The following is a 25,259-nucleotide window of genomic DNA, read 5'->3' as shown; positions in this document are numbered from 1 at the left end:
TGCAGATCGCATAAAGGAGATTTAGATGAGTAACTCCGACACCTTCCTCTCCGGCCTGACGGTAACGCGCCGCGATCTTCTCGGCGCCTTTGCGGTCGCTGCGATGGCAAGCGCCATTCCATTCGGCGCGCATGCGCAGGCGGCGGCTCCCGCCTCCGGCACGGCGCAGGCGATCGCCGACCATTTCTCCGGCGTCACGACGATGCAGGGCGAATTCGTGCAGTTCGGCCCGCGCGGTGAGCAGACCGGCGGCAAGTTCTTCATTCAGCGCCCCGGCAAACTGCGCTTCAACTATGACGACCCGTCGCCGATGCGGGTGATCGCCGACGGCAAAAACGTCGCCATCGGCAATACCAAGCTGAAGACCTGGGATCTCTATCCGCTCTCCAAGACGCCGCTCAGCCTGCTGCTTGCGCAGCATATCGACCTGTCGGCCGGCATGGTGAAGCGCGTGAAGGAAGAGTCCGATCTGACGACGATCGCGCTCGGCAACAATACGGTGTTCGGCAATTCGACGATCACCATGATGTTCGACCCGAAGACCTACGACCTGCGTCAGTGGACGATCACCGACAACCAGGGCAAGGACACGTCGGTGATGATCTTCAACGTCAAAACAGGCATGCAGTTCGACGATCGCGTGTTCCGCGTGCCTTACGAGAGCATTCCGGGCACGGCAGCCTCACGCGACTGAGGGTTTTCGGTTGATCGCCCGCGGCTTTTACACGCGGCCGGTTCCCTCCTGTCCACCTTTGTTCTAAAGCCCTTTCATGAAAGCACGCCGTCTCAACACCCGGCGTGCGGGAAAGGGCGTGGGCATGGGCTTTTCGATCACCACCTGGAACATCAATTCGGTGCGGCTGCGCATGCCGATCGTCGAGCAGCTCGTTCTCAAGCATCGGCCGGATATTCTCTGCCTGCAGGAAACCAAGGTGACGAACGAGCTCTTTCCGGCGGCGCCGCTGCGGGCGATGGGCTACGGCCACATCATCATCCACGGCCAGAAAGGCTATCACGGCGTGGCGATCGCCTCGCGCATTCCGCTGACGGAGGATCACCGGCAGGATTATTGCGGGGTCGGCGACGCCCGCCACATCTCGGCGATCTTCGAGCACGGCAACCGCCGGATACGGCTGCACAATTTCTACGTCCCGGCCGGCGGCGACGAGCCGGATCGCACGATCAATCCGAAATTCGGCCACAAGCTCGATTTCATCGAGGAGATGAAGCTCTTGAAAGCCAATGGCGAAGCCAACACCTCGGCCATTCTGGTCGGCGACCTCAACATCGCGCCGCTGGAGCACGATGTCTGGTCGCACAAGCAGCTGCTGAAGATTGTCAGCCATACGCCCGTCGAAACCGACGGGCTGCTCGAGGTGATGAAGCGCGGCAACTGGCTCGACCTGATGCGCCAGCATGTGCCGGAAAGCGAGAAGCTCTATACATGGTGGAGCTACCGCGCCAAGGACTGGGAGGCGGCCGACCGCGGCCGCCGTCTCGACCATATATGGTCGTCATCGGATCTCGGGCCGCATCTCAAGCGCATCGAGATCCTGAAAGAGGCGCGCGGCTGGGACCGGCCCTCGGACCATGTGCCGGTCACGGCGCATTTCGATTTCTAGTATTTTGTGGATGCGCAGAACCGCTCCAACAGTGCTCAGCTGAAGCGGTAGAACTGGCTTGCCGCCTTTGCGGCAAGTTCGGCGAGATTGTCACGGATGCGGTTCTCGATCAGCCGGGCTGCGTCCGGATATTCTTCGATCAGCCGGTGGAAAAGGGCGCGGGTGATGCGGATGATGCTGGTGTCCTCGCGCGCGACCGCGGTGAATTTGCGTTCCACCAGCGTGACCAGCGCCAGCTCGGACACCAGCGTTCCCGGACCGGCGATCCCCTCTGTCTTCTGTATGCCGTCGCTGCTCGTCGCGCTCAGCTCCAAGCTGCCGCTGATGATCACATAGGCGCTCTCGGCGGGCGAGCCCTGGCGAAACAGCATCTGGCCGGCGGCGATCAAGCGCCGGTCGGCGCCGAAGGCGATCAGCCGCAGCTGATCCTCGTTCATATCCTTGAACAAAGGAAGCTGCGCGAGCATGCGGATGTCGTCGGTCAGCGCCATACGGGCTTTTCGCCTTAGAGCAATCCCAGCAAAACTGCGTCGCGGTCTTGCTTCCGGAATCGCGTGAAAACAAAGAGATAGAGCATTTTCGTATTCTGTGAAAACGGAAATGCCCTAGGGTATGATCTTGTAGCCGCCGTTTTCCGTCACCAGGATTTCCGCATTCGAGGGATCGCGTTCGATCTTCTGGCGCAGGCGGTAGACATGGGTTTCCAGCGTATGCGTCGTCACGCCGGAGTTATAGCCCCAGACCTCTTCGAGCAGCACGTCGCGGGTCACGACCTTCTGTTCGGCGCGGTAGAGGTAGCGGATGATCGCCGCTTCCTTTTCCGTCAGGCGGATCTTCTGGCCGTTGTCGGTGGTCAGTAGCTTCTGGCTCGGCTTGAAGAGGTAGGGGCCGACGGTGAAGGTGGCGTCCTCGCTCTGCTCGTGCTGGCGCAGCTGCACGCGGATGCGCGCGAGCAGCACGGCGAAGCGGAAAGGCTTGGTAACATAGTCGTTGGCGCCGGCTTCGAGGCCGAGGATCGTATCCGAATCGGTATCGTGGCCGGTCAGCATGATGATCGGCGCCTTGAAGCCGCCTTTGCGCAGCAGCTTGACCGCCTCGCGCCCGTCCATATCGGGCAGGCCGACATCCATGATCAACAGATCGACCGGTGTCGAGCGGGCGGTTGCGACACCCTTGCCGGCGTTGGCTTCCTGCAGAACCGAAAATTCCTCATACAGCGACAATTGCTCCGTCAGCGTCTGACGAAGGTCATCGTCATCATCCACCAGAAGAATGGTGCGTGCGGTCATGCCCTTGCTTTCCTCATGTTAAGTCCCCTAGTCCTACGCCAAATTCCTGGTTTGGCAAGGATGGGGCGGCGGGCTGTTGCCGCGCAGGTTTTGATATGATTTCAATTGGAGCCCCAGACAATGCAAGACATGCGAGAAAAATGGAAAAAACAAGGCGGGAGCCGGGGATGAAGCCGTCGACGATCGTGGTGCGGCCGGCGCCGGGGCGCAAAAGCCGGGCGATCGTCCAGCTCGGGGCGATCACCGTCCCCGCCGCGATCGGCCGCTCCGGCCGCACCGCGATCAAACGCGAGGGCGACGGCGCCACACCGATCGCCTCGATGCGGCTGATATCAGGCTTCCGGCGCGGTGAGCGGAACGGCCGGCTCGCCACTCCGCTTCCCATCCGCCGCATCCGCGGCGACATGCTCTGGTGCGATCAGCCCGGCGACGCCAGTTATAACCGCCTTGTCCGGGCGCCGTTCGGCGCAAGCCATGAGGAGATGCGGCGTAGCGACAGGCTCTACGATATCTGCCTGGTGATGGATTGGAACATCTCCTCGCGAGCGCGCAATCGCGGCTCGGCGATCTTCTTCCATCTCATCCGGCCGGGCTACGAGCCGACGGCCGGCTGCGTGGCGGTAAGCCTCGCCGACATGCGCCGGCTTCTGCCGCACCTTCGGAAGGGCACGATTGTCCGGGTCCTCTGATTGTCTTCCGGATGCGGCCGCCTATATGTTTCCGGTGACCGGACGCTCCGGCTGAAATGCGTCCCGGGACGCCCAAGTGCGGGCGCAATCCATGCCGCGTCCAATTCTTCAAACTCCCGGAGATATATTGTGGCCGCTCAACCCATCATCACTTTCCATGACGGACATTCCATTCCTCAGGTCGGGCTCGGCGTCTGGCAGACGCCGCAGGAGATTGCCGCTCCGACGGTGCGTACCGCGATCGCCGCCGGCTACCGCCATATCGATACGGCGTCCGGCTACGACAATGAAGAGGGTGTCGGCGAAGGCATTCGCTCGTCCGGCCTCGACCGCAAGGACATCTTCGTCACCACCAAGCTCAAAAACACCGATCAGGGCTATGACAATACGCTACGCGCCTTCGACGGCAGCCTGAAGAAGCTCGGTTCCGACTATGTCGACCTCTATCTCGTTCACTGGCCGTCGCCGCATCGCGGCCTCTATACCGAGACCTGGAAGGCTTTCGTGCGCATCCGCGAAGAGGGCCGCGCCCGCTCGATCGGCGTGTCGAATTTCTGCCCCGAACATCTGGAGCGCATCATCGGCGAGACCGGTGTCGTTCCCGTCATCAACCAGATCGAGCTGCATCCCGACTTCCAGCAGAAGGCGGCGCAGGAGGCTCACAAGAAATTGAACATCGCCACCGAATCCTGGAGCCCGCTCGGCCAGGGCAAGTTCATCTCGAACCCTGTTATCGGGGAGGTCGCTCGGAAACATCGCAAGACGCCGGCCCAGGTCATCATCCGCTGGCATATCGACACGGGCCTCGTCGTCATTCCGAAGTCGGTGACGCCGTCGCGCATCGAGGAAAATTTCCAGGTGTTCGATTTCAAGCTCGATGCCGACGATATGGCGGCGATCGCCAGGCTCGACAGCGCCGGCGCCCGCATGGGACCGGATCCGATGACGGCAACCTTCTGATCGCCGTTGCGATCATCGCTAAAGCGCGTCGCATTAGACGGGATTCATGCGACGCGCTTTAGCTCTTTGGTTTGATGCATGTCGTTATCCCGGAACCGCTGCACACTTCCGGGCGACATGCATTAAAACAATTGTGGGCGGCGGTCTCGAGGGAGGCACCTGCGACGACCGCCGCATGGCTGGGCACGCAGGCTTCGGTCAATAATTGCAGTTCGACGATCCGTTTGTCGGGGCAAAGCCGAAGTCGCAGCTATTGCGCATGCGCTGCGGCCGTCCGATCGAGCCGGTATATTCGTCCGAAGCGTTGAAAGCCCGCGCGGGATACCAATAGCCGTTGGAGCTCTTGCTATAGCCGGGCCGGGCGCTGCCATAGCCGCGATAGCCGTTGAGGGACGGGATCTTGTTTTGCGCAACCTGCTGCAGCAGGCCAGACGCGGTCATGACCGGCATCGCCGGATGCATTGTCCCGGCGCCGGCGGCGTCGACCGAACTCAGAGATGCAAAGACGATCAGGCTGGCTTGCAGTAAACTCCGTACCATTTTCTGCCTCATGGCCATTCCCTCGATGGCGCGTGTTTGCCGAAGCCGGAACGGTATCTGTCGCGTATCGCGCCCCATATAAATGAGGCCACAGGCGCTCCTGGATGTCGATTGCCCGAACGGATGAAATCGGGACGACGGGCGATGCACAAACGGGCTTACCCGTTGAATGACAGCGGGATGGGGAAGCACCGCCGCCATGAAAAGCAAAACCGCCCGATGCGCAGAGCGCATCGGGCGGTTTTCATTCTCTTCCGTCGGACGACGGATCAGTTCCACTCGCGGATGTCGACGAAGTGACCGGCGATCGCTGCGGCCGCCGCCATTGCCGGCGAGACCAGGTGCGTGCGGCCCTTGAAGCCCTGACGGCCTTCGAAGTTGCGGTTCGAGGTCGAAGCGCAGCGCTCGCCCGGCTTCAGGCGGTCGTCGTTCATCGCAAGGCACATGGAGCAGCCCGGCTCGCGCCAGTCGAAACCGGCGGCCTTGAAGATCTTGTCGAGGCCTTCGGCTTCCGCCTGTTCCTTGACGAGGCCGGAGCCCGGAACGATCATCGCATCGACGGTTGAAGCAACCGTCTTGCCTTCGACCACCTTGGCGACTTCGCGCAGGTCCTCGATGCGGCCGTTGGTGCAGGAGCCGATGAAGACGCGGTCAAGCGTGATGTCGGTCATCTTGGTGCCGGGCTTCAGACCCATATAGTCGAGCGCGCGCCATTTGGAGGTGCGCTTGGTCTCGTCCTGGATGTCGTCGGGATTCGGCACGATGCCCTGAACGGAGATGACGTCCTCGGGCGAGGAGCCCCAGGAGACGATCGGCGGCAGGCTGGCGGCATCGAGCACGACGACGCGGTCGTAATGCGCGCCCTCGTCGGTCTGCAGCGTCTTCCAGTAGGCGATCGCCTGTTCCAGCGCTTCGCCCTTCGGCGCGCGCGGCTTGCCCTTGATGTATTCGAAGGTCTTTTCGTCAGGGGCGATCAGGCCGGCGCGGGCGCCGCCTTCGATCGTCATGTTGCAGATGGTCATGCGGCCTTCCATCGACAGCGAGCGGATCGCTTCGCCGGCAAATTCGATGACGTGGCCGGTGCCGCCGGCGGTGCCGATTTCGCCGATGATGGCGAGGATGATGTCCTTAGCGGTGACGTGCGGCGGCAGCAGGCCGTCGACACGCACCAGCATGTTCTTCGCCTTCTTCTGGATCAGCGTCTGGGTCGCCAGCACATGCTCGACCTCGGAGGTGCCGATGCCGTGCGCCAGCGCGCCGAAGGCGCCGTGCGTCGAGGTGTGGCTGTCACCGCAGACGATGGTCATGCCGGGCAGGGTGAAACCCTGTTCCGGGCCGACGATGTGAACGATGCCCTGGCGCTTGTCGCTTGCCGAATAATATTCGACGCCGAATTCGGCGGCGTTGGTCGCCAGCGCTTCCACCTGGATGCGGCTTTCCTCGTTCTTGATGCCGAGATGGCGGTCGGGCGAGGTCGGAACGTTATGGTCGACAACGGCAAGCGTCTTTTCCGGGGCGCGAACCTTGCGGCCGGTCATCCGCAGGCCTTCGAACGCCTGCGGCGAGGTGACTTCGTGGACCAGGTGGCGGTCGATGTAGAGAAGACAGGTGCCGTCCGGCTGTTCGTCGACCAGGTGATCATCCCAGATCTTGTCGTAGAGGGTACGCGGTGCGCTCATGGCGTTAAGTCCGTTTTTGGATGCTTTTGGGAAATCGAGTAAAAAGCGGATCAAGCTCCGCCGGCCGTCATTCGATCAACGAAGTCGGCTGTTGAGCGCACCGGACACGCATGCAAAGAACCGCGCCGGCAGGCGATAATGGTCCTGCAGCACGAAAATATGCGCGCCTGTGCATCTGAACTTGGATTCCATTGCCTGCATATAACGATTTTTCGCGGCGGCTTCAATTTGAATCATCAACAGCCCGTCCGCCGCCTGCTCAGCGTGCCACCCTTTACCGCGACTTCATCCATTTCTCCGTCCGCCGCAGCGCCAGCGACAGGCCGATCGTCAGGATCAGGTAGATGTAGGTGACGATGGAATAGGTCTCGAAGAAGCGGAAGGAGCCGGCGGCATAGACCTTGCCCATCTGGGTAATGTCGGCGACGCCGAGCACGGAGACGAGCGACGAATCCTTCACCATCGAAACGAAATCGTTGGAAAGCGGCGGGAAGATCACCCGGATCGCCTGCGGGAAGACGACGGAGCGGAAGCGCCGGTAGCGGGAAAGGCCGAGCGCCTTGGCGGCCTCGATCTGGCCGAGGTCGACCGACTGGAAACCGGCCCGGAAGATTTCGGCGATGAAGGAGGAATAACCGATCGTCAGCGCGATGATCGCCCGCCACATCAGCGAGAGATCGCGCACCAGGATGGGCTCGGCTATGCCTGAACTCACCAGCGGCGAAATCAGAAAATTATAGCCGGCAACCAGGGCCGGGGCGCCGACGAAGGCGACGTAGAACAAGAGCACGAGGATCGGGATGCCGCGGATGATCTCGATATAGAAACGCGCGATCTGCCGCGCGATCTGGCTGTCGGCCATGCCGAGCAGGCAGATGCCGAGGCCGAGCACGGTGGCGAGCACGAAGGCGACCAGCGTCACGAAGACGGTGATGCCGACGCCGTTGACGACGGTGCGGAAAACCTGGGCGTAGATATCGTTGGTGACGATGACGGCGGCAAGGATGACGCCGATCGCGACGAGCGCGACCAGCCACCAGGGATAGTCGTCCTTGACGTGTCTGTCGGGAGATGGTCGCAAAGCCATCAGCAATGGCTCGGCGTCATTCGCCCATCTTGTAGTCGAGGAACCACTTCTTGTTCAGCGCATCCAGCGTGCCGTCGGCCTTGAGAGCTGAAATGGCGGCGTTGACGGGAGCGACGAGATCGGAACCCTTCGGGAAGATGAAGCCGAAATCCTCGGTGCCGAGCGGCTCGCCGATCAGCTTCAGGGCGCCGTTCGAGGCGTCGACATAACCTTTGCCGGCGGTACCGTCGGTCAGCACCACGTCGACGTCGCCGGCCTTCAGCGCCTGGACGGTGGCGCCGAAGGTTTCGAAGAGCTTGATGCGCGGGTTCTGCTCGTTGCCGTCAAGCACTTCATAGACAGCGGTATAGAAGGGCGTGGTGCCGGGCTGGGCGCCGACCAGGCCATCCTTGAATGCGCCGAAGGACTTTCCATCGGTGAAACGTTTCTCGTCGCCGCGCACCAGCATGAACTGCTGCGAGCGCATATAGGGGTCGGAGAAATCCACCTTCTGCTTGCGGTCTTCCTTGATGGTGATGCCGGTCATGCCGATATTGTACTGGCCGTCGGAGACCGCCTGGATCATCGCGTCCCAGCTGGTATTCTGATATTCGACCTTGAAATTCAGCCGTTTGGCGATCTCGTTCATCGCATCATATTCCCAGCCGATCGGCTTGCCGGATTTCGGATCGACGAACTGCAGCGGTGGATAGGCATTCTCGGTGACGACGACGACGCTCTTGCCGCCGAGATCGGGCAACTCGGCCGCCGATGCGGTCAAGGGTGCAAGCGCAAGGGCGGCAAAGCCCGCAAGGACGGTACGACGAAACAGCATGGAACGGCTCCCGGATTGAACGGCGAAAACTGTCATGGAAGACCTGCCGAAGGCAAGGCCGCCGGCTGCGTGCCGAAGCAAAAAAGAGAAAAGGCGACCCCAAGGCCGCCTTTCCAAGCGAAAGAATTTTGCTCCAAGCGAAGAATTTTGCTTCAAGCAAAGATTTTGTGTGACGCAGATCTTATTCTGCTGCCGGTTCCGCGGCTGCGGCTGCTTCAGCGGCGGCCTTTTCAGCCGCTGCCTTCGCTTCGGCAGCCTCTGCTGCTGCCTTCTCGGCGGCGAGCGCCTGGGCTGCTGCAACCTTTTCAGCTTCGATGCGGGCCTTTTCCTCGGCGATGGCGGCGCGCTCGGCGTCGTTGAGCTTGCGGGCGCGGACGCCGGTGTCTTCAACGATACGGGCAGACTTGCCGCGACGGTCGCGCAGGTAATAGAGCTTGGCGCGACGGACCTTACCGCGGCGCACGACGTCGACGCTTTCGATCATCGGCGAGTAGACCGGGAATACGCGCTCGACGCCTTCGCCGTAGGAGATCTTGCGGACCGTGAAGTTTTCCTGCAGGCCGCCGCCGGAGCGGGCGATGCAGACGCCTTCATAGGCCTGAACGCGGGTACGGTTGCCTTCCGTGACCTTCACGTTGACGCGGACGGTATCGCCCGGGGAAAATTCGGGAAGCGTGCGCTTGGCTTCGATCTTGGCGGCCTGTTCGGCCTCAAGCTGCTGAATGATGTTCATCGTCTTAACCTTTGGTTCTTCTGAAACAGCCAGAGCGCTCGACACTGATCCTTTGGAACTGGCCTCAGGACTTTGCCCTTCAGGGCGGGAGCGGGTTCGCCATTCTTTGTTTGCTGGCAGACGGGGATAACCCCATTTCCGCGTGCGCCAATACACGAAAGGCCGGGGCTTGTCATCCCTCGCACGACATTTTTGTGAAGGGGAGGCTGGAATCAGCCGTTTTTCTCGGTTTTCACCTTTTCCAGGAGATCCGGCCGCCGTTCCCGCGTCAGCCGCACCGCCTCCTGGTGCCGCCACTTTTCGATGGCGCCGTGATTGCCGGAGGTCAGGATCGCGGGAATTTCCCAGCCTTCCCACGCCTGCGGCCTGGTATAATGCGGATGTTCCAGCAGCCCGCCTTCGAAGCTTTCATGCAGGCCGGAAAGATCGTTGCCCATGACACCGGGCAGGATGCGGATGATCGCGTCGAGCACGATCAGCGCCGCCGGCTCGCCGCCTGACAGCACGTAGTCGCCGATCGAAACCTCTTCCAGGCCGCGCGCCTCGATCACCCGCTGATCGACGCCCTCGAAGCGACCGCAGACGATGATGACGCCGTCGCCTGAAGCAAGCTCGCGTACGCGCTCCTGTGTCAGCGGCCGGCCGCGCGGGCTCATCAGCAGGCGCGGGCGGCTGTCGTTTTCCGCGGTGCTGTCGATCGCACGGGCGAGAACGTCGGGTTTCAGCACCATGCCGGCGCCGCCGCCGGCCGGGGTGTCGTCGACGGTGCGGTGCTTGTCGGTGGCGAAATCGCGGATCTGCACCGCATCCAGCGACCATTGCCCGCGCTCCATTGCCTTGCCGGCGAGCGAGAAGCCCAGATGCCCCGGAAACATTTCCGGATAGAGTGTCAGCACGCTCGCCCGGAAAGCCATCACTTCTTCTTTTTCGGCTTGTCCGCGGTGAATTTCGAAAGCTCTTCGGGATCGTCGACCAGCCCTGCCGCCAGCGGGTCGATCAGCAGCGTTCCGGCCTCGAGGTCGATCTCCAGCACCGAGGCTTCGGAGAAGGGGATCAGCACCGGGCGCTTGCCCGGACCTTTGAGTTCCAGCAAATCGCCGGCGCCGAAATCGAAGACGCCGGTGACGGTGCCATAGCTGGCACCCTTGTCGTCGCGTGCTTCGAGACCTTCGAGATCAGCATAGTAGAACTCGTCATCTTCAAGCTCCTCGTCGGGCAGGTTGTCGCGCTCGATATAGAGCTCGAGCCCGTTCAGCGCCTCGGCGGCATTGCGGTCGTTGACGCCGCGGAACCGAACGACGACGACATTCTTCGTCTCGCGGATTTCGAGGACTTCGAAGCTGCGGCCGTCCATGCTGTGCAGGTGGCCATAATCGCCAAGGGCGCTCGGATCGGCCGTGTAGGCCTTGGCGCGCACCTCTCCCCGGAGGCCTTGCGCGCCGCCGATCGTCGCCATCAGAACGGGGTTTTCAAGCTTTGTCATGGGTTCCTTCATGTGAAGCCGAAAGACAGGTTTCTCATAAACGAAGTGCGGGTAATTGGAAACGAAAACGGGCGGCATGTCGCCATGCCGCCCGTTAAACAAGGGATTGTCCCGATTATTCCGCGGCGTCGGCAGCAGCAGCGGCGGCGTCAGCCACCTTCTGAGCCTTTTCGGCGGCGCGTTCCTGGGCACGCTTGCCAGGCTTTGCCTTGACCGGGTTGTTCTTGGCTTCGCGCTTGGCAACGCCGGCTTCATCGAGGAAGCGCAGAACGCGGTCGGTCGGCTGGGCGCCGTTTTCGATCCAGTGCTTGATGCGCTCGGCGTTCAGCTGAACGCGCTTCTCGTCGTCCTTGGCGAGCATCGGGTTCCAGGAACCGAGGTTTTCGAGGAAGCGGCCGTCACGCGGGCTGCGCGCATCGGCGAGAACGACGTGGTAGTACGGGCGCTTCTTGGAGCCACCGCGGGCGAGACGAATTTTCAGTGCCATGTTCTTTACTCCTTAGGCTTTTCTTGATCGCCTGATCAGGCGGGTTATCGGGCTGCGGCGCTTTGTTCAGCGTGATCCGCAGCGATCTGCTCATGATGCCGGATGACTTCCTTGATGACGAAGTTCAGGAACTTCTCGGCGAAATCCGGGTCCAGATTGGCGGCTTTCGCCAGCTGGCGAAGGCGTTCGATCTGGTATTCCTCGCGCGCCGGATCGGCCGGCGGCAGATTGTATTTGGCCTTCAGCACGCCGACCTCTTTGGTGCAGCGGAAGCGTTCGGCCAGCATGTGCACGAGAGCGGCATCGATATTGTCGATCGACTGACGATAGCTCGCGAGCTGGGCTTTGACGTTTGGATCAATCATGGGGCAAGCGATCCTTTCACTTCTTCTTCGGCAATCCGGGCAATCCCGGGAAACCTCCACCGAGGCCCGGCAGCTTTGCGCCGCCAAGACCGGGCAATCCGCCCGGCAAGCCTCCGCCTAGACCGGGCATACCCCCACCCGGTTTTCCCAAACCCGCGGCTTCCGCCTGCTTCTGCAGCGCTTCAAGCTGCTTCGGGTCCATATTCGAGAGATCGGGCATGCCGCCCATGCCGCCGAGGCCGCCAAGTCCCATCTTGCCGGCAAGGCCGCCCATCATCTGCTTCATCATGCCGCCTTTGCCCTTGCCGCCCATCATCTTCATCATGTCGGCCATCTGGCGGTGCATCTTCAGAAGCTTGTTGATGGCGGCGGCATCGGTGCCGGAGCCGGCGGCGATGCGCTTCTTGCGCGAATGCTTGAGCAGGTCGGGATTGGCGCGCTCGGCCTTGGTCATCGACTGGATGATGGCGATCTGACGCCCGAAAAGCCTGTCGTCGAGGCCGGCTGCGGCCATCTTGTCCTTCATGCCGGCCATGCCGGGCATCATCCCCATGATGCCGCCCATGCCGCCCATCTTCTGCATCTGGCGCAGCTGGTCGGCGAGGTCGTCGAGGTCGAACTTGCCCTTGGCCATCTTGGCGGCCATGGCGGCCGCCTTTTCGGCGTCGATGTTCTCGGCCGCACGCTCGACGAGCGAGACGATGTCGCCCATGCCGAGGATGCGGTCGGCGATGCGGCGGGGATGGAACTCCTCGAGCTCGCTCATCTTCTCGCCGACACCGATCAGCTTGATCGGCTTGCCGGTGACGGCGCGCATCGAAAGGGCGGCACCGCCGCGGCCATCGCCGTCCATGCGGGTCAACACCAGACCGGTGATGCCGACGCGTTCGTCGAAGTTGCGGGCGAGGTTGACGGCGTCCTGACCGGTCAAGCTGTCGGCGACCAGCAGGATTTCATGCGGGTTCGAGCGCTTCTTGATGTCGGCCATCTCGACCATCAAGGGCTCGTCGATATGGGTGCGGCCGGCGGTGTCGAGGATGACGACGTCATGGCCGCCAAGTCTTGCCGCCTGCACGGCGCGGGCGGCGATATCGGTCGGCGACTGGCCAGCGATGATCGGCAGAGTATCGATGCTGGCCTGGGCGCCGAGCTGGCGAAGCTGCTCCTGGGCTGCCGGACGGCGCGTGTCGAGCGACGCCATCAGCACTTTCTTCTTATCGCGCGTCGACAGGCGATGGGCGATCTTGGCTGACGTCGTCGTCTTGCCGGAGCCCTGCAGGCCGACCATCATAACGACGACGGGGGCGGGCGCATGCAGGTCGATGCCGACGCCCTCACCGCCCAGCATTTCGATCAGCTCGTCATGGACGATCTTGACGACCATCTGGCCGGGCTTGATCGACTTCAGGATCTCGGCGCCGACGGCCTTTTCACGCACGCGGTCGGTGAAGGAACGCACGACGTCGAGCGCGACGTCGGCCTCCAGCAGCGCACGGCGAACCTCGCGCAGCGCTGCGGAAACATCGGCTTCCGAAAGCGCGCCACGGCCTGTCAGTCCATTCAGAATGGATCCAAGACGGTCCTGGAGGTTTTCAAACATCGGCTCTTCCTTGATACGTTTCGGGCGGGTTCGATCTGCCCGGAAACGTCGTGCTTTTCCTTGACGAAAACAAGACGCAAAGCCAAAAAGCACCCGAGGGCGCATCGCGCTGTCGGGTGTTGACCTCCGGGATCTCAGGTCCCGGTCGGCGGCTCGGAGTCATGCGGCTCGTCGCGGATTGGGCGCGGTAAACAGGAAAGCCGCGCGAAAGTCAAGGCGAAAGCGTGGAATGACCGCATGGCCGGCGTTTGGGATGCCGATGCCGCAGAAAGCGATCAGGTAAAAATTCCCGGCCGGCGGCCCGAATTCCCAATAGTGGCCAGTTGCAAAATATTCCACTTATGATTCTACTTTCTACTTAAGTGCGTCCTGTAAAATGATTCGTAAATATCCTTGATGCCGGATGATCCGGCGGAGATATCGAATGATAAGTCCTGATATTGAAAGCTGGGCACTGGCACGGGCCCATCATATTGTCCTGAACGAAGGCCTTAATCTTGCAAAAGCGGCACAGGATCTGGATCGCAAGCGATCCCGCTCGCTGGTCTACGAGCTGAGAAAGGTCATCACCGCCGCCATCGTCGAAGCGCATGCGGCGTCTTTTGCTTCCGACGGTGTTGAGCGGTAAGCCGGACTACCTCGAAAGGGCGGCCGGCGGCAATGGCTGCGCGGCACTCACCCACTGGTAATTCCTTCGCATTTCCGCCATATACAGCGGAAACACGGACGGAATGATACTATGAGCGCAACGGTCGAATTCGCGAGGATGAACGGGCTTGGCAACAAGATCCTGGTCGTCGACATGCGCGGCCGGCCCGATAAGGTGACGCCGGCCGCGGCGGTCGCGCTCAATGCCGATCCGCAGACGGAGTTCGACCAGATCATGGCGATCCATGACCCGAAGGCCGACGGCACCGACGCCTTTATCGACATCCTGAATTCCGACGGCTCGAAGGCGCAGGCCTGCGGCAACGGCACGCGCTGCGTCGTGCAGGCACTTGCCGCCGAGACCGGCCGCAAGGCCTTCACCTTCCAGACGGTCGCCGGCATCCTCAACGCCGTCGAGCACGAGGACGGAACGATCTCCGTCGATATGGGCCGGCCGGTCTTCGATTGGAACAGGATCCCGCTGGCGGAAGAATTTCACGATACCAGCCGCATCGAATTGCAGATCGGTCCGATCGACAATCCGGTGCTGCATTCGCCGTCTGCGATGTCGATGGGCAATCCGCATGCGATCTTCTGGGTCGACAGGGACGTGATGTCCTATGATCTCGCCCGCTTCGGGCCGCTGCTCGAAAACCATCCGATGTTTCCCGAACGCGCCAATATCACCCTGGCGCAGGTGACCTCGCCGACATCGGTGACGACGCGCACCTGGGAGCGCGGCGCGGGGCTGACGCTTGCCTGCGGCTCAGCTGCCTGTTCCGCCGCCGTCAGTGCGGCGCGCACCGGCCGCACCGGCCGCAAGGTGACGATCAACGTGGCGAGCGCCAAGCCGCCGGCCACGCTTTCGATCGAATGGCGCGAGCGCGACGATCACGTGATCATGACCGGCCCGGCCGAATGGGAATGGTCGGGCAGTCTCGATCCCTCGACCGGCCTCTGGTCGCGCGATGATACCCAAGAGGCGGGGGCGCGGTGAGCGGCGTCGACGTCATTACCTTCGGCTGCCGCCTCAACACCTATGAATCCGAAGTGATGAAGGCGCAGGCTGAAAAGGCCGGGCTCAACAATGCCATCCTGGTCAACACCTGCGCCGTGACCGGCGAGGCCGTGCGTCAGGCGCGCCAGGCGATCCGTCGGGCACGGCGCGACAATCCGCATGCCCGCATCATCGTCACCGGCTGCGCCGCACAGACGGAAAAACAAACCTTCGCTGAAATGGCGGAGGTCGATGCCGTGCTCGGCAACGAGGAGAAGCTTGCGAGCGCCTCCTATCGCAGCCTGCCGGATTTCGGCGTTTCGGCCGAAGAGAAGCTCCGCGTCAACGATATCATGAGCGTCAAGGCGACGGCGCCGCAGATGGTCAGGCATATCGACGGGCATGTGCGCGCCTTCATTCAGGTGCAGAACGGCTGCGACCATCGCTGCACCTTCTGCATCATCCCCTATGGCCGCGGCAATTCCCGCTCGGTGCCGATGGGCGCGGTCGTCGACCAGGCCCGCAAGCTCGCCGACAGCGGCTATCGCGAGATCGTGCTGACCGGGGTAGACGCCACAAGTTATGGCGGCGACCTGCCGGGTGCACCGACGCTCGGGCTTCTGGCGAAGACGCTGCTGAAGCAGCTCCCTGATATCCGCCGCCTCAGGCTTTCCTCGATCGACAGCATCGAGGCCGATGCCCATCTGATGGATCTGATCGCCGACGAGCCGCGTTTCATGCCGCATCTGCATCTGTCGCTGCAGCATGGCGACGACATGATCCTGAAGCGGATGAAGCGCCGGCACTCCCGCGCCGATGCGCTGCGTTTCATCGAGGACGTACGCCGGCTTCGCCCCGAGATGAGCTTCGGCGCCGATATGATCGCCGGCTTCCCGACGGAGACGGAAGAGATGTTCGGCAATGCCGTGCGGCTCGCCGAAGAGGCCGGCATCGCGCATCTGCATGTTTTTCCCTACAGCCCGCGTCCCAGCACGCCGGCCGCCCGCATGCCGCAGCTCGACCGGTCTCTGGTCAAGGATCGCGCCGCCAGGCTGCGCGCCACTGGACACAGGCTGCATCAGTCCCATCTCGACAGCATGGTCGGAACCCGGCAATGGCTGCTTGTCGAAAACAACGGCCTGGCGCATACGGAAAACTTCGCGCTGGTGGCAGCACCCGGCCTTCGTCCCGGTGAACTTGTGCCGGCCACGATCACCGGCCACAATGGCAAACATCTCGACATGCAATTGACGGCCGCAGCCGCGGCCTGACTTTCACGGAATCCCCATGGCGCTCAGTTTCATCAAAAAGGTCTTCACCTTCGGCAAGGACAAGCCGGCGGAAGAGCCCGTGCCTGAAGCCGTGGCAAGGGAGCTCGAGCCGCGCTCGCGCGCCGAAGATCTGCCGGTCGCCGCTGATCCGGTCCTTCCCGAAGAAATGGATACGGCCGGCGGGCCGGCGGGTGATGTCGGCGAGGGCAAGGAATCGGACATCCTCGATGAGGCCTTGCCTTTGCCTCCCGCAGATCAGATGAGCGATTTCGGCTTGGTGCCGCTTTCACTGCTGGAGATCGAGGCCGAAGCAGAGACGCAGGCGAGTGACGAGAGCGAGGCGGAAGCACCCCCCTCTGTCCCTTCGGGACATCTCCCCCACAAGGGGGAGATCGTTCGGAGGCTGACGCGCCGGCTTCGGTCGAGGAGACCGCGGAAGTCGCAGAAGCGCTCTCAGAGGAAATTCCTGCTGAGATCGATGTAGAAGAAGACATTTCCATCCAGCCGATCTCCCCCCTTGTGGGGGAGATGCCCGGCAGGGCAGAGGGGGGTATCACACCCACCGCGCCTTCCGACACGACTGCGGAACAGCCGAAGCCGGAATCTCCTGTCCTCCCTAAAGGCTTCGCCACCGGCCCGGCAATCGTCGAACAGCAACTCATTGCCCCGCAACCAAAACTCAGCTGGTTCCAGCGCCTGCGCAACGGCCTTGCGCGCACCTCCTCGCAGCTGACCGGCCAGATCACCGCGCTGTTCACCAAGCGCAAGCTTGATGACGAGACGCTGCAGGATCTCGAAGACCTGCTGATCCAGGCCGATCTCGGCGTCGAGACCGCACTGCGCGTTACCGATACGCTGGCGTCCGAGCGTTATGGCAAGGATGTGACCGGCGAGGATGTCAGCCGGATCATGGCGTCTGAAATTGCCAAAGTTCTCAAGCCGGTCGCCAGGCCGCTGCAGCTCGACCTCTCGCACAAGCCGCATGTCATTCTCGTCGTCGGCGTCAACGGCACCGGCAAAACGACGACGATCGGCAAGCTTGCAGCAAAACTTTCGGGCGCCGGGCTGAAGGTGATGCTGGCCGCCGGCGATACCTTCCGTGCCGCGGCGATCGAGCAGCTGAAGATCTGGGCCGAGCGAACGAATTCCGAATTCATCGGCACCAAGCTTGGTGCCGATGCCGCCGGCCTTGTCTATGACGCCTTCGAACAGGCGAAAGCCCGGAAATGCGACGTGCTGATCGTCGATACCGCCGGCCGGCTGCAGAACAAGGCCGAGCTGATGGCCGAGCTCGAGAAGATCGTGCGCGTGCTCGGCAAGCTCGATCCCGATGCGCCGCACACGGTGCTGCAGACGCTCGATGCGACGACGGGGCAGAATGCGCTGAGCCAGGTCGAGATCTTCCGCAACGTCGCCGGCGTCAACGGCCTCATCATGACCAAGCTCGACGGCACGGCACGCGGCGGCATCCTCGTCGCCATTTCCGCCAAGCACAAGCTGCCGGTCTATTTCATCGGGGTCGGCGAGGGTGTCGAGGATCTGGAGCCGTTCGAGGCCGAGGATTTCGCGCACGCCATTGCCGGACTTCCCCAATGATGCCACAGATATGCCGCCGAAAGCCTGCAAGGCACGGGCGGCAACCAGGTTTTCAGGAATAGCAGGTTTGAAGAACGCATGACCACCGAAAGCGATATCACCCCGACCCCGGCCGACCGTCATCACCCGTTGCTGAAGCTGGCGCTGGAACTCGGGCCGCTGTTGATCTTCTTCTTTGCCAATCTGCGCGGCCAGTGGCTGGTGGAAAGGTTTCCTGCCCTTTCCGAGCTTGGCGGGCCGCTGTTCGTCGCAACCGGGCTCTTCATGGCGGCGACGATCCTTTCGCTGGTCGTTTCGAAGATCGTACTCGGCCATCTGCCGATCATGCCCTTTGTCTCCGGCATCGTCGTCGTCATCTTCGGCTCGCTGTCGATCTGGCTGCAGAACGAGACCTTCATCAAGATGAAGCCGACCATCGTCAACGCGCTCTTCGGCGTCGCGCTGCTCGGCGGACTTGCCTTCGGCCGATCGCTGCTCGGCTACGTCTTCAACGCCGCCTTCCAGCTCGATGCCGAAGGCTGGCGCAAGCTCACCATCCGCTGGGGCATCTTCTTTCTGTTCCTCGCCGTGTTGAACGAAGTCGTCTGGCGTAATTTTTCGGATGATACCTGGGTCGCCTTCAAGGTCTGGGGTACGATGCCGATCACCATCATCTTCACGCTGGCGCAGATGCCGCTGGTGATCAAACATAGCATCAACCTGGAAACGGACGGCGAAAAGTGAGCGCTGCAGACGCCGAATATCGTGTCAGACACCAGAGCTTCTGGTTCGTTGCCTGCCTTGCGGTGCTGGTCGCACAGATCGTCACCGAATATCTGATGGGCCGCGTGCCGATCTGCGCCTGCGGTTATGTCAAGCTGTGGGAGGGCGGGGTCAATACCAGCGGCAATTCACAGCATCTGTCGGACTGGTACACGCCGTCGCACATCATCCACGGCTTCCTGTTCTACGGGCTCGGCCATCTCGTCCTGCGCCGCAAGCCGCTGGCGGCAAAGCTGCTGCTGGCGCTGTTCATCGAATCCGGCTGGGAACTGCTGGAGAATTCGCCTCTGATCATCGATCGCTACCGCACGGCGACGATCGCGCTCGACTATTATGGAGACAGCATTCTGAATTCGGCGATGGACACCGTCTTCATGTGCGTCGGCTTCTTCTTCGCATCGCGGGCGCCGGTGGCGGCGACGGTTGCGATCGCGATCTTCTTCGAGATTTTCACCGGTTATGTGATCCGCGATAATCTGACGTTGAACGTGGTGATGCTGATCTGGCCGGTGGAGGCGATCAAGGTCTGGCAGGGCGGCGTTTAAGCCCCACGTCTTTCTTGATTTACGAAACCGGCTTCCCCAGCGCCTTTTCCATCGCCGGAAACAGCCCTTCCTTCAGGCTGATATCGTCGAAGGGGCCGACGCGCTTGTAGAGGATCGTGCCGTCGGGGCCGACGAGATAGCTTTCCGGAATGCCGTAGACGCCCCAGTCGATCGCCGCCTTGCCGTTGGGATCAATGCCGATCGCCTGATAGGGATTGCCGAGCTCGCCGAGGAAACGCAGGGCGTTGTCGCTCTTATCCTTGTAATTGATGGCGACGATGTTCAGCCGTGGGTCCTTGGCCAGTTCTTTCAAAATAGGATGTTCGTCCCGGCAGGGGATGCACCACGAGGCGAAGACGTTGACGAGGGTCAGCTTGCCCTTGATTGCCGCGTCGGTCAGCGCCGGGAGGTTGGCGCCATCGAGCGGCGGCAGGTTCAGCGCCGGCGCCTTGGTGCCGATCAGGGCGGAGGGGATTTCGGCAATGTTCTTGCCGTGGAAATCCTGGTCGTAGAGCATCTTTGCGGCCGTTGCCGCGATACCGCCGAAGACGATCAGCGGCAGAAGCGCCAGTGCATAACGGCCAAGGCCGCGCGGCTTGGTGGTTCCGGTGTCGGGCGTCTCGCTCATTCGCTATCCCTTTTGCGGGCCGAACGGCGGCGGATGCCGGCGGCTTCGAGCGCTGCGAGTTCCCGGCGGCGGGCCCGGCCGTCGGCCCAAGTCCAGAGCGTGACGGCGACCGTCATGAATGCTGCAAAGCCGTAGGAGGCGTAGACATAGAAGGCATGCGTCACCGGCTATTCCTCCCGGCTCGCCATGCGGGCGGCAAGACGGCGCTGTGCGGCGATGCGGCGGCGCCAGATCTCGTTGCGCATCGCCATGATATGCAGCGTGAAGAACAGCAGGGTGAAGGCAATCGCCATGACGAAGAGCGGCCGCAGGAATTCCGGATCGATCGCCGGGCCATCGAGGCGCATCACGCTTGCCGATTGATGCAGCGTATTCCACCACTCGACCGAGAATTTGATGATCGGGATGTTGATGAAGCCGACGAGGATGAGGACGGCGGAAACGCGCGCGGCCTTCGACGGATCGTCGATGGCGCGGCTGAGCGCAATCAGGCCAAGATACATCAGGAAGAGAACGAAAACGGAGGTCAGCCGCGCATCCCAAACCCACCAGGTGCCCCACATCGGCTTGCCCCAGAGCGAACCGGTGACGAGCGCGAGCAGGGTGAAGGCGGCGCCGAGCGGGGCTGCGGCCTTGGCGGAGACGTCGGCCAGCGGATGGCGCCAGACCAGCGTGCCGATCGCCGAGATACTCATGATCGTATAGCACATCATCGACAGCCAGGCCGCGGGTACGTGGACATACATGATGCGCACGGTCTCGCCCTGCTGGTAATCGCCCTCCGTGGAGAAGCTGAGATAGAGGCCGATCAGAAAACAGAGGGCGGTGATGCCGGCCAGCCACGGAATGACGCGTGCCGCCAGCGCCAGAAACCGCGTCGGGTTGGCGAGATCGCTGAATTTGCTGATGGCAAGGCTCGTTTGGCTCATATCCGCTTCCTTACCTTGATCCGGCTTTTCCCGCAATCGAATGGCTGGTCAATCCGCCGTGTTTCGCAGCGCCAGCGCGGCGGCAGCCGGGCCGATGACGGCAAAGAACAGCGTCAGCGCGATGAGGATGAGGAAAGGCGGCAGGAACGGGGCGGGATCCTCGACCGCGGCATAGGCGGCGCTGACGCCGAAGATCAGCACCGGGATGGTCAGCGGCAGCACCAGGATCGAGACGAGTAGGCCGCCGCGCGGCAGCGCCACGGCGACGGCGGCGCCGACGGCGCCGATGAAGGTGATGGCGGGCGAGCCGACCAGAAGCGTCAGCGCGGTGGCGCCGATCGCCGTCTCGTCCATATTCATGAACAGGCCGAGCAGCGGCGAGGCGATGACCAGCGGCAGGCTGGTCGCCGTCCAGTGGGCGAAGCATTTGACGAGGACGGTGAGGACGAGCGGCGTGTCCTGCATCAGCATCAGGTCGAGCGATCCGTCGTCGCGCTCGGCCTGGAACAGCCGGTCGAGGCCGAGAAGCGCTGCCAGCAGCGCGCCGATCCAGACGATGGCGGGGCCGATGCGCGACAGCAGCTTGAGATCGGGACCGACGCCGAAGGGGATGACGGCGACGATCGTGAGGAAGAACAGCACCCCGACCAGCGCGCCGCCGCCGGCGCGGATCGAGAGTTTGAGATCGCGGAGGAAGAGGGCGGTCATGCGGGGCAGCTCTCAACATGTGTGGTGGACGGGGCAGCGACACGGTAAACCATCACCCCCACACTCCCGCATCCACACCGGCAAAGCCCGTCATCTTCAATTCCTGCGCATTCTTCAATCCCAGCGGCTGATGTGTCGCCGCCAGCACGATGCCGCCGTTTGTCAGATGCGCTTCGATCAATCCGGCAAACAGCCGGTCGGCGCTGGCATCGAGTGCGGCGGTGGGTTCGTCGAGGATCCAGATGGGGCGGTGGGCGACGAGTAGCTTGGCGAAGGCGAAACGGCGCTGCTGGCCGGCGGAGAGGTAACCGAAGGGAAGGTGGGCAATACCCGGAAGGCCGACGGACTCGGTGGCGTCCTCGACGGAGAGGCCGGCAGAGCTGCCGGTGCCGCCGAGAAAACGACGCCAGAAATCCAGATTCTCTGCAACGGTAAGTTCATTCTTCATCGCATTTCGATGGCCGAGGTAGTGGCTGAACTCGCCAGGATGTCCGTCTTCCCGGCCCGCTCCGTCGCGGACGATGACAGTGCCTTTTTCCGGCTTGAGCAGGCCGGCAACAACGCGCAGTAAAGTGGACTTTCCCGATCCATTTCTGCCTGTCAGGATGAGCGCCTCGCCGGCTGCCAAGTGAAAGGAAATGTTAACGAAAATCAGATCCTCACCGCGCCTTGCGGCCAGATTTTCGGCGGTGAGATGCATGCGTCGGCTCTTTCTTCGTTTCGGCTTCCGGAGGGCTTAAAAAATCTCCGATTTTGACCTTGCTCGGGTATGGCAAGTTTTTAGGAAATTATCTATAAGACCGGCAACCACGCCAGCGGTCGGCGTGAATTTCATCCTTGTGCCGAACTTGGAGCATTCGTTCCACGTGCGGACAGCGGAAATGGCCGTACCCGCATCCTGATGTGCATTAAGTGCATAGGCGTTCGCACGACTGTGTTGGCTATCAGAAACGGGGTCTCTCGTGTCTAAATCTCTTGACAGTTTCAATTGTCGTTCCACGCTTTCCGTTGGTGGAAAGGACTATGTCTATTACAGCCTGCCCAAGGCTGAGGCAAACGGTCTGCCCGGCGTCTCGAAGCTTCCCTATTCGATGAAAGTGCTGCTCGAAAACCTGCTGCGTTTCGAAGACGGCCAGTCGGTCACCAAGGAGCACATCCTCGCCGTTGCCGAATGGCTGAACAACAAGGGCGCAGTTGAAAACGAGATCGCCTATCGCCCGGCGCGCGTGCTGATGCAGGACTTCACCGGCGTTCCCGCCGTCGTCGATCTTGCCGCGATGCGCGACGCGATGGTGTCCCTCGGCGGCGATCCCGAGAAGATCAACCCGCTCGTTCCCGTCGATCTTGTCATCGACCACTCGGTCATCGTCGACGAATTCGGCACGCCGCAGGCTTTCGCCAAAAACGTCGAGCTCGAATACCAGCGCAACGGCGAGCGCTACCGCTTCCTGAAGTGGGGCCAGCAGGCCTTCAAGAACTTCCGCGTCGTGCCTCCCGGCACCGGCATCTGTCACCAGGTCAATCTCGAATATCTCGGTCAGACCGTCTGGACCAAGGAAGAGGACGGCGAAACGATCGCCTATCCGGATACCTGCGTCGGCACCGACAGCCACACGACGATGATCAACGGTCTCGGCGTTCTCGGCTGGGGCGTGGGCGGTATCGAAGCTGAAGCGGCGATGCTCGGCCAGCCGGTCTCGATGCTGCTGCCCGAAGTCATCGGCTTCAAGCTGACCGGCAAGCTCAAGGAAGGCGTCACCGCGACCGATCTCGTTCTGACCGTCGTGCAGATGCTGCGCAAAAAGGGCGTCGTTTCGAAGTTCGTCGAATTCTTCGGCCCCGGCATGGACAATATGCCGCTCGCCGACCGCGCGACGATCGGCAATATGGGTCCGGAATACGGCGCGACCTGCGGCTTCTTCCCGGTCGATGGCGAAACCATCAATTACCTCACCATGTCCGGCCGCACGCATGACCGGATCGCCCTCGTCGAAGCCTATTCGAAGGCTCAGGGCATGTGGCGCGACGGCGATGGTTCCGATCTCGTCTTCACCGACACGCTGGAACTCGACCTCGGCGACGTCGTGCCGTCGATGGCCGGCCCCAAGCGTCCGGAAGGCCGCATCGCGCTCGAAAACATCGCTACCGGTTTCGCCGGCTCGATGGATGCCGACTACAAGAAGCCCGGCCAGCTCAATAACCGTTATGCGGTCGAAGGCACGGATTTCGATCTTGGCCATGGCGACGTGGCGATTGCCGCCATCACCTCCTGCACCAATACCTCCAACCCGTCGGTGCTGATCGCTGCCGGCCTTCTCGCCCGCAACGCCGTTGCCAAGGGCCTGAAGACCAAGCCGTGGGTCAAGACCTCGCTGGCACCGGGATCGCAGGTCGTCGGCGAATATCTCGCCAAATCAGGCCTGCAGGCCGACCTCGACAAGCTCGGCTTCAACCTCGTCGGCTTCGGCTGCACCACCTGCATCGGCAATTCCGGCCCGCTGCCGGCGCCGATCTCGAAGACGATCAACGACAAGGGCCTGATCGTATCCGGCGTTCTTTCCGGCAACCGTAACTTCGAAGGCCGCATTTCGCCCGACGTGCAGGCGAATTATCTGGCTTCGCCGCCGCTCGTCGTCGCCTATGCGCTCGCCGGCACGGTGCAGAAGGACCTCACCAAGGAGCCGATCGGCGAGGATCAGAACGGCAACCCCGTCTACCTCAAGGATATCTGGCCGACTTCGCACGAGGTGCAGGAATTCATCCAGAAATACGTCACCCGCGAACTGTACGAAAGCAAATATGCCGACGTCTTCAAGGGCGACGTCAACTGGCAGGCCGTTCAGGTTCCGCCGGGCCAGACCTATGCCTGGGATGACAATTCGACCTATGTCCAGAACCCGCCTTACTTCGTCGGCATGGGCAAGAAGGGCACCGGCGTCTCCGACATCAAGGGCGCGCGTGTCCTCGGCCTGTTCGGCGACAAGATCACCACCGACCACATTTCGCCGGCCGGTTCGATCAAGGCCGCGTCACCGGCCGGTGCTTACCTTATCGACCACGAGGTCGCCGTTGCCGACTTCAACCAGTACGGCACGCGCCGCGGCAATCATGAAGTGATGATGCGCGGCACCTTCGCCAATATCCGCATCCGCAACCATATGCTGGGCCCGAACGGCAAGGAAGGTGGTTACACCATCCACTACCCGTCGAAGGAAGAGACTTCGATCTACGACGCCGCCATGCAGTACAAGGCCGAAGGCGTGCCGCTCGTCATCTTCGCCGGTGTCGAATACGGCAACGGCTCCTCACGCGATTGGGCTGCCAAGGGCACCAACCTGCTCGGCGTCAAGGCTGTCGTCGCCCAGTCCTTCGAGCGTATCCATCGCTCGAACCTGGTCGGCATGGGTGTGATCCCCTTCGTCTTCGAAGAGGGCACGACCTGGCAGAGCCTCGGCCTGAAGGGCGACGAACTCGTCACCATTGAAGGCCTCGACAAGATCAAGCCGCGTGAGAAGAAGATCGCCAAGATCACCTATGGCGACGGCACTGTGAAGGAAGTTCCGCTGCTGTCGCGCGTCGATACGCTCGACGAGGTGGTCTACCTCAACAATGGCGGCATCCTGCAGACGGTTCTGCGCGACCTCGCTGCCTGATTGTTAATAGCCTCGTATGATAATGGCCGCCGGAAAGCAGTTTCCGGCGGCCTTTTCTTTGCGGCGACAAGATTTACGGGGGCTCACGATGATTTGTTTTCTACGGGTTCCGGTTGCGCTGCGTCTCACCCGTTCGTGACTTTTCGTTTGGACCCGGAAGGATTATTCGTACGT

General features: G+C 62.0%; 29 protein-coding genes and 1 pseudogene. 11 read left to right on the top strand and 19 right to left on the bottom strand.

What is annotated here, in order from left to right; translation table 11 throughout:
* Positions 1–25: 25 nt before the first annotated feature.
* Positions 26–694 (top strand): outer membrane lipoprotein carrier protein LolA, encoded by a 669-nt coding sequence (locus CO657_RS19275; RefSeq protein ID WP_003589714.1) that lies wholly within the window; start codon positions 26–28, stop codon positions 692–694.
* Between the two features lie 124 nt (positions 695–818).
* Positions 819–1,622 (top strand): exodeoxyribonuclease III, encoded by an 804-nt coding sequence (locus CO657_RS19270; RefSeq protein WP_054182381.1) that lies wholly within the window; start codon positions 819–821, stop codon positions 1,620–1,622.
* Positions 1,623–1,657: 35 nt separating this feature from the next.
* Here the strand turns inward: CO657_RS19270 and CO657_RS19265 are convergent, their stop codons facing one another.
* On the bottom strand, positions 1,658–2,113 hold the full coding sequence (locus CO657_RS19265; protein WP_054182382.1) for a cyclic nucleotide-binding domain-containing protein: 456 nt from the start codon (positions 2,111–2,113) through the stop codon (positions 1,658–1,660).
* A 114-nt stretch (positions 2,114–2,227) separates the two neighbouring features.
* Positions 2,228–2,911 carry a response regulator transcription factor gene (locus CO657_RS19260; protein ID WP_003582964.1) on the bottom strand — a complete coding sequence of 228 codons (684 nt, stop codon included), beginning with the start codon at positions 2,909–2,911 and terminating at the stop codon, positions 2,228–2,230.
* A 167-nt stretch (positions 2,912–3,078) separates the two neighbouring features.
* Between CO657_RS19260 and CO657_RS19255 the strand changes: the two genes are divergently transcribed.
* Together CO657_RS19255 and CO657_RS19250 are read left to right on the top strand one after the other, a co-directional pair.
* Positions 3,079–3,600 carry a L,D-transpeptidase family protein gene (locus CO657_RS19255; RefSeq protein ID WP_054182383.1) on the top strand — a complete coding sequence of 174 codons (522 nt, stop codon included), beginning with the start codon at positions 3,079–3,081 and terminating at the stop codon, positions 3,598–3,600.
* A gap of 129 nt (positions 3,601–3,729) precedes the next feature.
* Positions 3,730–4,560, top strand: coding sequence for an aldo/keto reductase (locus CO657_RS19250; protein WP_054182384.1), 831 nt, complete (start codon positions 3,730–3,732; stop codon positions 4,558–4,560).
* 198 nt (positions 4,561–4,758) lie between these two features.
* On the opposite strand, the gene CO657_RS19245 is transcribed toward CO657_RS19250, so the two are convergent.
* The 12 genes from CO657_RS19245 to CO657_RS37135 all read right to left on the bottom strand — a co-directional run bounded on the left by CO657_RS19245 (position 4,759) and on the right by CO657_RS37135 (position 13,687).
* Entirely contained in the window at positions 4,759–5,112 is a 354-nt protein-coding gene (locus tag CO657_RS19245) for a hypothetical protein (protein WP_054182522.1), read from the bottom strand.
* A 257-nt stretch (positions 5,113–5,369) separates the two neighbouring features.
* Entirely contained in the window at positions 5,370–6,779 is a 1,410-nt protein-coding gene (gene leuC, locus CO657_RS19240; protein ID WP_003589724.1) for a 3-isopropylmalate dehydratase large subunit, read from the bottom strand.
* 75 nt (positions 6,780–6,854) lie between these two features.
* Positions 6,855–7,019, bottom strand: a complete 165-nt coding sequence (locus CO657_RS19235; RefSeq protein WP_164918664.1) for a hypothetical protein — start codon at positions 7,017–7,019, stop codon at positions 6,855–6,857.
* A 34-nt stretch (positions 7,020–7,053) separates the two neighbouring features.
* Complete coding sequence (locus tag CO657_RS19230) at positions 7,054–7,866, bottom strand: amino acid ABC transporter permease (RefSeq protein ID WP_054182385.1); 813 nt, start codon at positions 7,864–7,866, stop codon at positions 7,054–7,056.
* A gap of 16 nt (positions 7,867–7,882) precedes the next feature.
* Positions 7,883–8,680 carry a basic amino acid ABC transporter substrate-binding protein gene (locus CO657_RS19225; RefSeq protein WP_054182523.1) on the bottom strand — a complete coding sequence of 266 codons (798 nt, stop codon included), beginning with the start codon at positions 8,678–8,680 and terminating at the stop codon, positions 7,883–7,885.
* A gap of 181 nt (positions 8,681–8,861) precedes the next feature.
* Positions 8,862–9,413 (bottom strand): 50S ribosomal protein L19, encoded by a 552-nt coding sequence (rplS, locus tag CO657_RS19220; protein ID WP_012559267.1) that lies wholly within the window; start codon positions 9,411–9,413, stop codon positions 8,862–8,864.
* 212 nt (positions 9,414–9,625) lie between these two features.
* Positions 9,626–10,327 carry a tRNA (guanosine(37)-N1)-methyltransferase TrmD gene (trmD, locus tag CO657_RS19215; RefSeq protein ID WP_054182386.1) on the bottom strand — a complete coding sequence of 234 codons (702 nt, stop codon included), beginning with the start codon at positions 10,325–10,327 and terminating at the stop codon, positions 9,626–9,628.
* Positions 10,327–10,896 carry a ribosome maturation factor RimM gene (rimM, locus tag CO657_RS19210; RefSeq protein ID WP_049733506.1) on the bottom strand — a complete coding sequence of 190 codons (570 nt, stop codon included), beginning with the start codon at positions 10,894–10,896 and terminating at the stop codon, positions 10,327–10,329. Before rimM ends, trmD begins: the two co-directional genes overlap by 1 nt.
* Positions 10,897–11,011: 115 nt before the next feature.
* Positions 11,012–11,383: a 30S ribosomal protein S16 gene (gene rpsP, locus CO657_RS19205; RefSeq protein ID WP_003589731.1), complete on the bottom strand. Its 372-nt coding sequence runs from the start codon at positions 11,381–11,383 to the stop codon at positions 11,012–11,014.
* Between the two features lie 44 nt (positions 11,384–11,427).
* Entirely contained in the window at positions 11,428–11,748 is a 321-nt protein-coding gene (locus CO657_RS19200; RefSeq protein WP_003543666.1) for a chorismate mutase, read from the bottom strand.
* Positions 11,749–11,764: 16 nt separating this feature from the next.
* The gene (gene ffh / locus CO657_RS19195) at positions 11,765–13,348 is read right to left on the bottom strand and encodes a signal recognition particle protein (RefSeq protein ID WP_054182387.1); all 1,584 of its coding nucleotides are present in this window, start codon (positions 13,346–13,348) and stop codon (positions 11,765–11,767) included.
* A 159-nt stretch (positions 13,349–13,507) separates the two neighbouring features.
* Positions 13,508–13,687 carry a hypothetical protein gene (locus CO657_RS37135; RefSeq protein ID WP_054182388.1) on the bottom strand — a complete coding sequence of 60 codons (180 nt, stop codon included), beginning with the start codon at positions 13,685–13,687 and terminating at the stop codon, positions 13,508–13,510.
* Positions 13,688–13,751: 64 nt separating this feature from the next.
* Here CO657_RS37135 and CO657_RS19185 point away from each other — a divergent pair, with 64 nt between their 5' ends.
* The 6 genes and pseudogenes from CO657_RS19185 (at position 13,752) to CO657_RS19160 (ending at position 19,167) form a co-directional block, all read left to right on the top strand.
* Positions 13,752–13,976 carry a hypothetical protein gene (locus CO657_RS19185; RefSeq protein WP_172643263.1) on the top strand — a complete coding sequence of 75 codons (225 nt, stop codon included), beginning with the start codon at positions 13,752–13,754 and terminating at the stop codon, positions 13,974–13,976.
* Positions 13,977–14,087: 111 nt separating this feature from the next.
* The gene (gene dapF, locus CO657_RS19180) at positions 14,088–14,993 is read left to right on the top strand and encodes a diaminopimelate epimerase (protein WP_054182389.1); all 906 of its coding nucleotides are present in this window, start codon (positions 14,088–14,090) and stop codon (positions 14,991–14,993) included.
* A complete protein-coding gene (gene mtaB, locus CO657_RS19175) occupies positions 14,990–16,264 on the top strand; it encodes a tRNA (N(6)-L-threonylcarbamoyladenosine(37)-C(2))-methylthiotransferase MtaB (protein ID WP_054182390.1) in 1,275 nt (424 codons plus the stop codon). Before dapF ends, mtaB begins: the two co-directional genes overlap by 4 nt.
* 16 nt (positions 16,265–16,280) lie before the next feature.
* Positions 16,281–17,860 (top strand): annotated as a pseudogene (ftsY, locus tag CO657_RS19170) (signal recognition particle-docking protein FtsY).
* Positions 17,861–17,938: 78 nt separating this feature from the next.
* Positions 17,939–18,583: a septation protein A gene (locus CO657_RS19165; protein ID WP_054182392.1), complete on the top strand. Its 645-nt coding sequence runs from the start codon at positions 17,939–17,941 to the stop codon at positions 18,581–18,583.
* Positions 18,580–19,167, top strand: a complete 588-nt coding sequence (locus tag CO657_RS19160; protein ID WP_054182393.1) for a DUF2585 domain-containing protein — start codon at positions 18,580–18,582, stop codon at positions 19,165–19,167. The genes CO657_RS19165 and CO657_RS19160 overlap by 4 nt, the downstream gene beginning before the upstream one ends.
* Before the next feature lie 19 nt (positions 19,168–19,186).
* On the opposite strand, the gene CO657_RS19155 is transcribed toward CO657_RS19160, so the two are convergent.
* The 5 genes from CO657_RS19155 to ccmA are packed head-to-tail and all read right to left on the bottom strand — an operon-like array spanning position 19,187 to position 22,132.
* Entirely contained in the window at positions 19,187–19,795 is a 609-nt protein-coding gene (locus CO657_RS19155; protein WP_054182394.1) for a DsbE family thiol:disulfide interchange protein, read from the bottom strand.
* On the bottom strand, positions 19,792–19,959 hold the full coding sequence (gene ccmD, locus CO657_RS19150) for a heme exporter protein CcmD (RefSeq protein WP_012559257.1): 168 nt from the start codon (positions 19,957–19,959) through the stop codon (positions 19,792–19,794). Before ccmD ends, CO657_RS19155 begins: the two co-directional genes overlap by 4 nt.
* Positions 19,960–19,962: 3 nt before the next feature.
* On the bottom strand, positions 19,963–20,724 hold the full coding sequence (locus CO657_RS19145) for a heme ABC transporter permease (protein WP_012559256.1): 762 nt from the start codon (positions 20,722–20,724) through the stop codon (positions 19,963–19,965).
* Between the two features lie 48 nt (positions 20,725–20,772).
* Positions 20,773–21,432 carry a heme exporter protein CcmB gene (gene ccmB / locus CO657_RS19140; protein ID WP_003589746.1) on the bottom strand — a complete coding sequence of 220 codons (660 nt, stop codon included), beginning with the start codon at positions 21,430–21,432 and terminating at the stop codon, positions 20,773–20,775.
* Positions 21,433–21,484: 52 nt separating this feature from the next.
* Complete coding sequence (gene ccmA / locus CO657_RS19135; RefSeq protein WP_054182395.1) at positions 21,485–22,132, bottom strand: heme ABC exporter ATP-binding protein CcmA; 648 nt, start codon at positions 22,130–22,132, stop codon at positions 21,485–21,487.
* Between the two features lie 262 nt (positions 22,133–22,394).
* Here ccmA and acnA point away from each other — a divergent pair, with 262 nt between their 5' ends.
* On the top strand, positions 22,395–25,085 hold the full coding sequence (acnA, locus tag CO657_RS19130; RefSeq protein WP_054182396.1) for an aconitate hydratase AcnA: 2,691 nt from the start codon (positions 22,395–22,397) through the stop codon (positions 25,083–25,085).
* Positions 25,086–25,259: the final 174 nt, after the last annotated feature.

The organism is Rhizobium acidisoli (assembly GCF_002531755.2).
Taxonomy (GTDB): Bacteria; Pseudomonadota; Alphaproteobacteria; order Rhizobiales; family Rhizobiaceae; genus Rhizobium; species Rhizobium acidisoli.
This window is presented reverse-complemented; position numbering and strand designations above follow the sequence as displayed.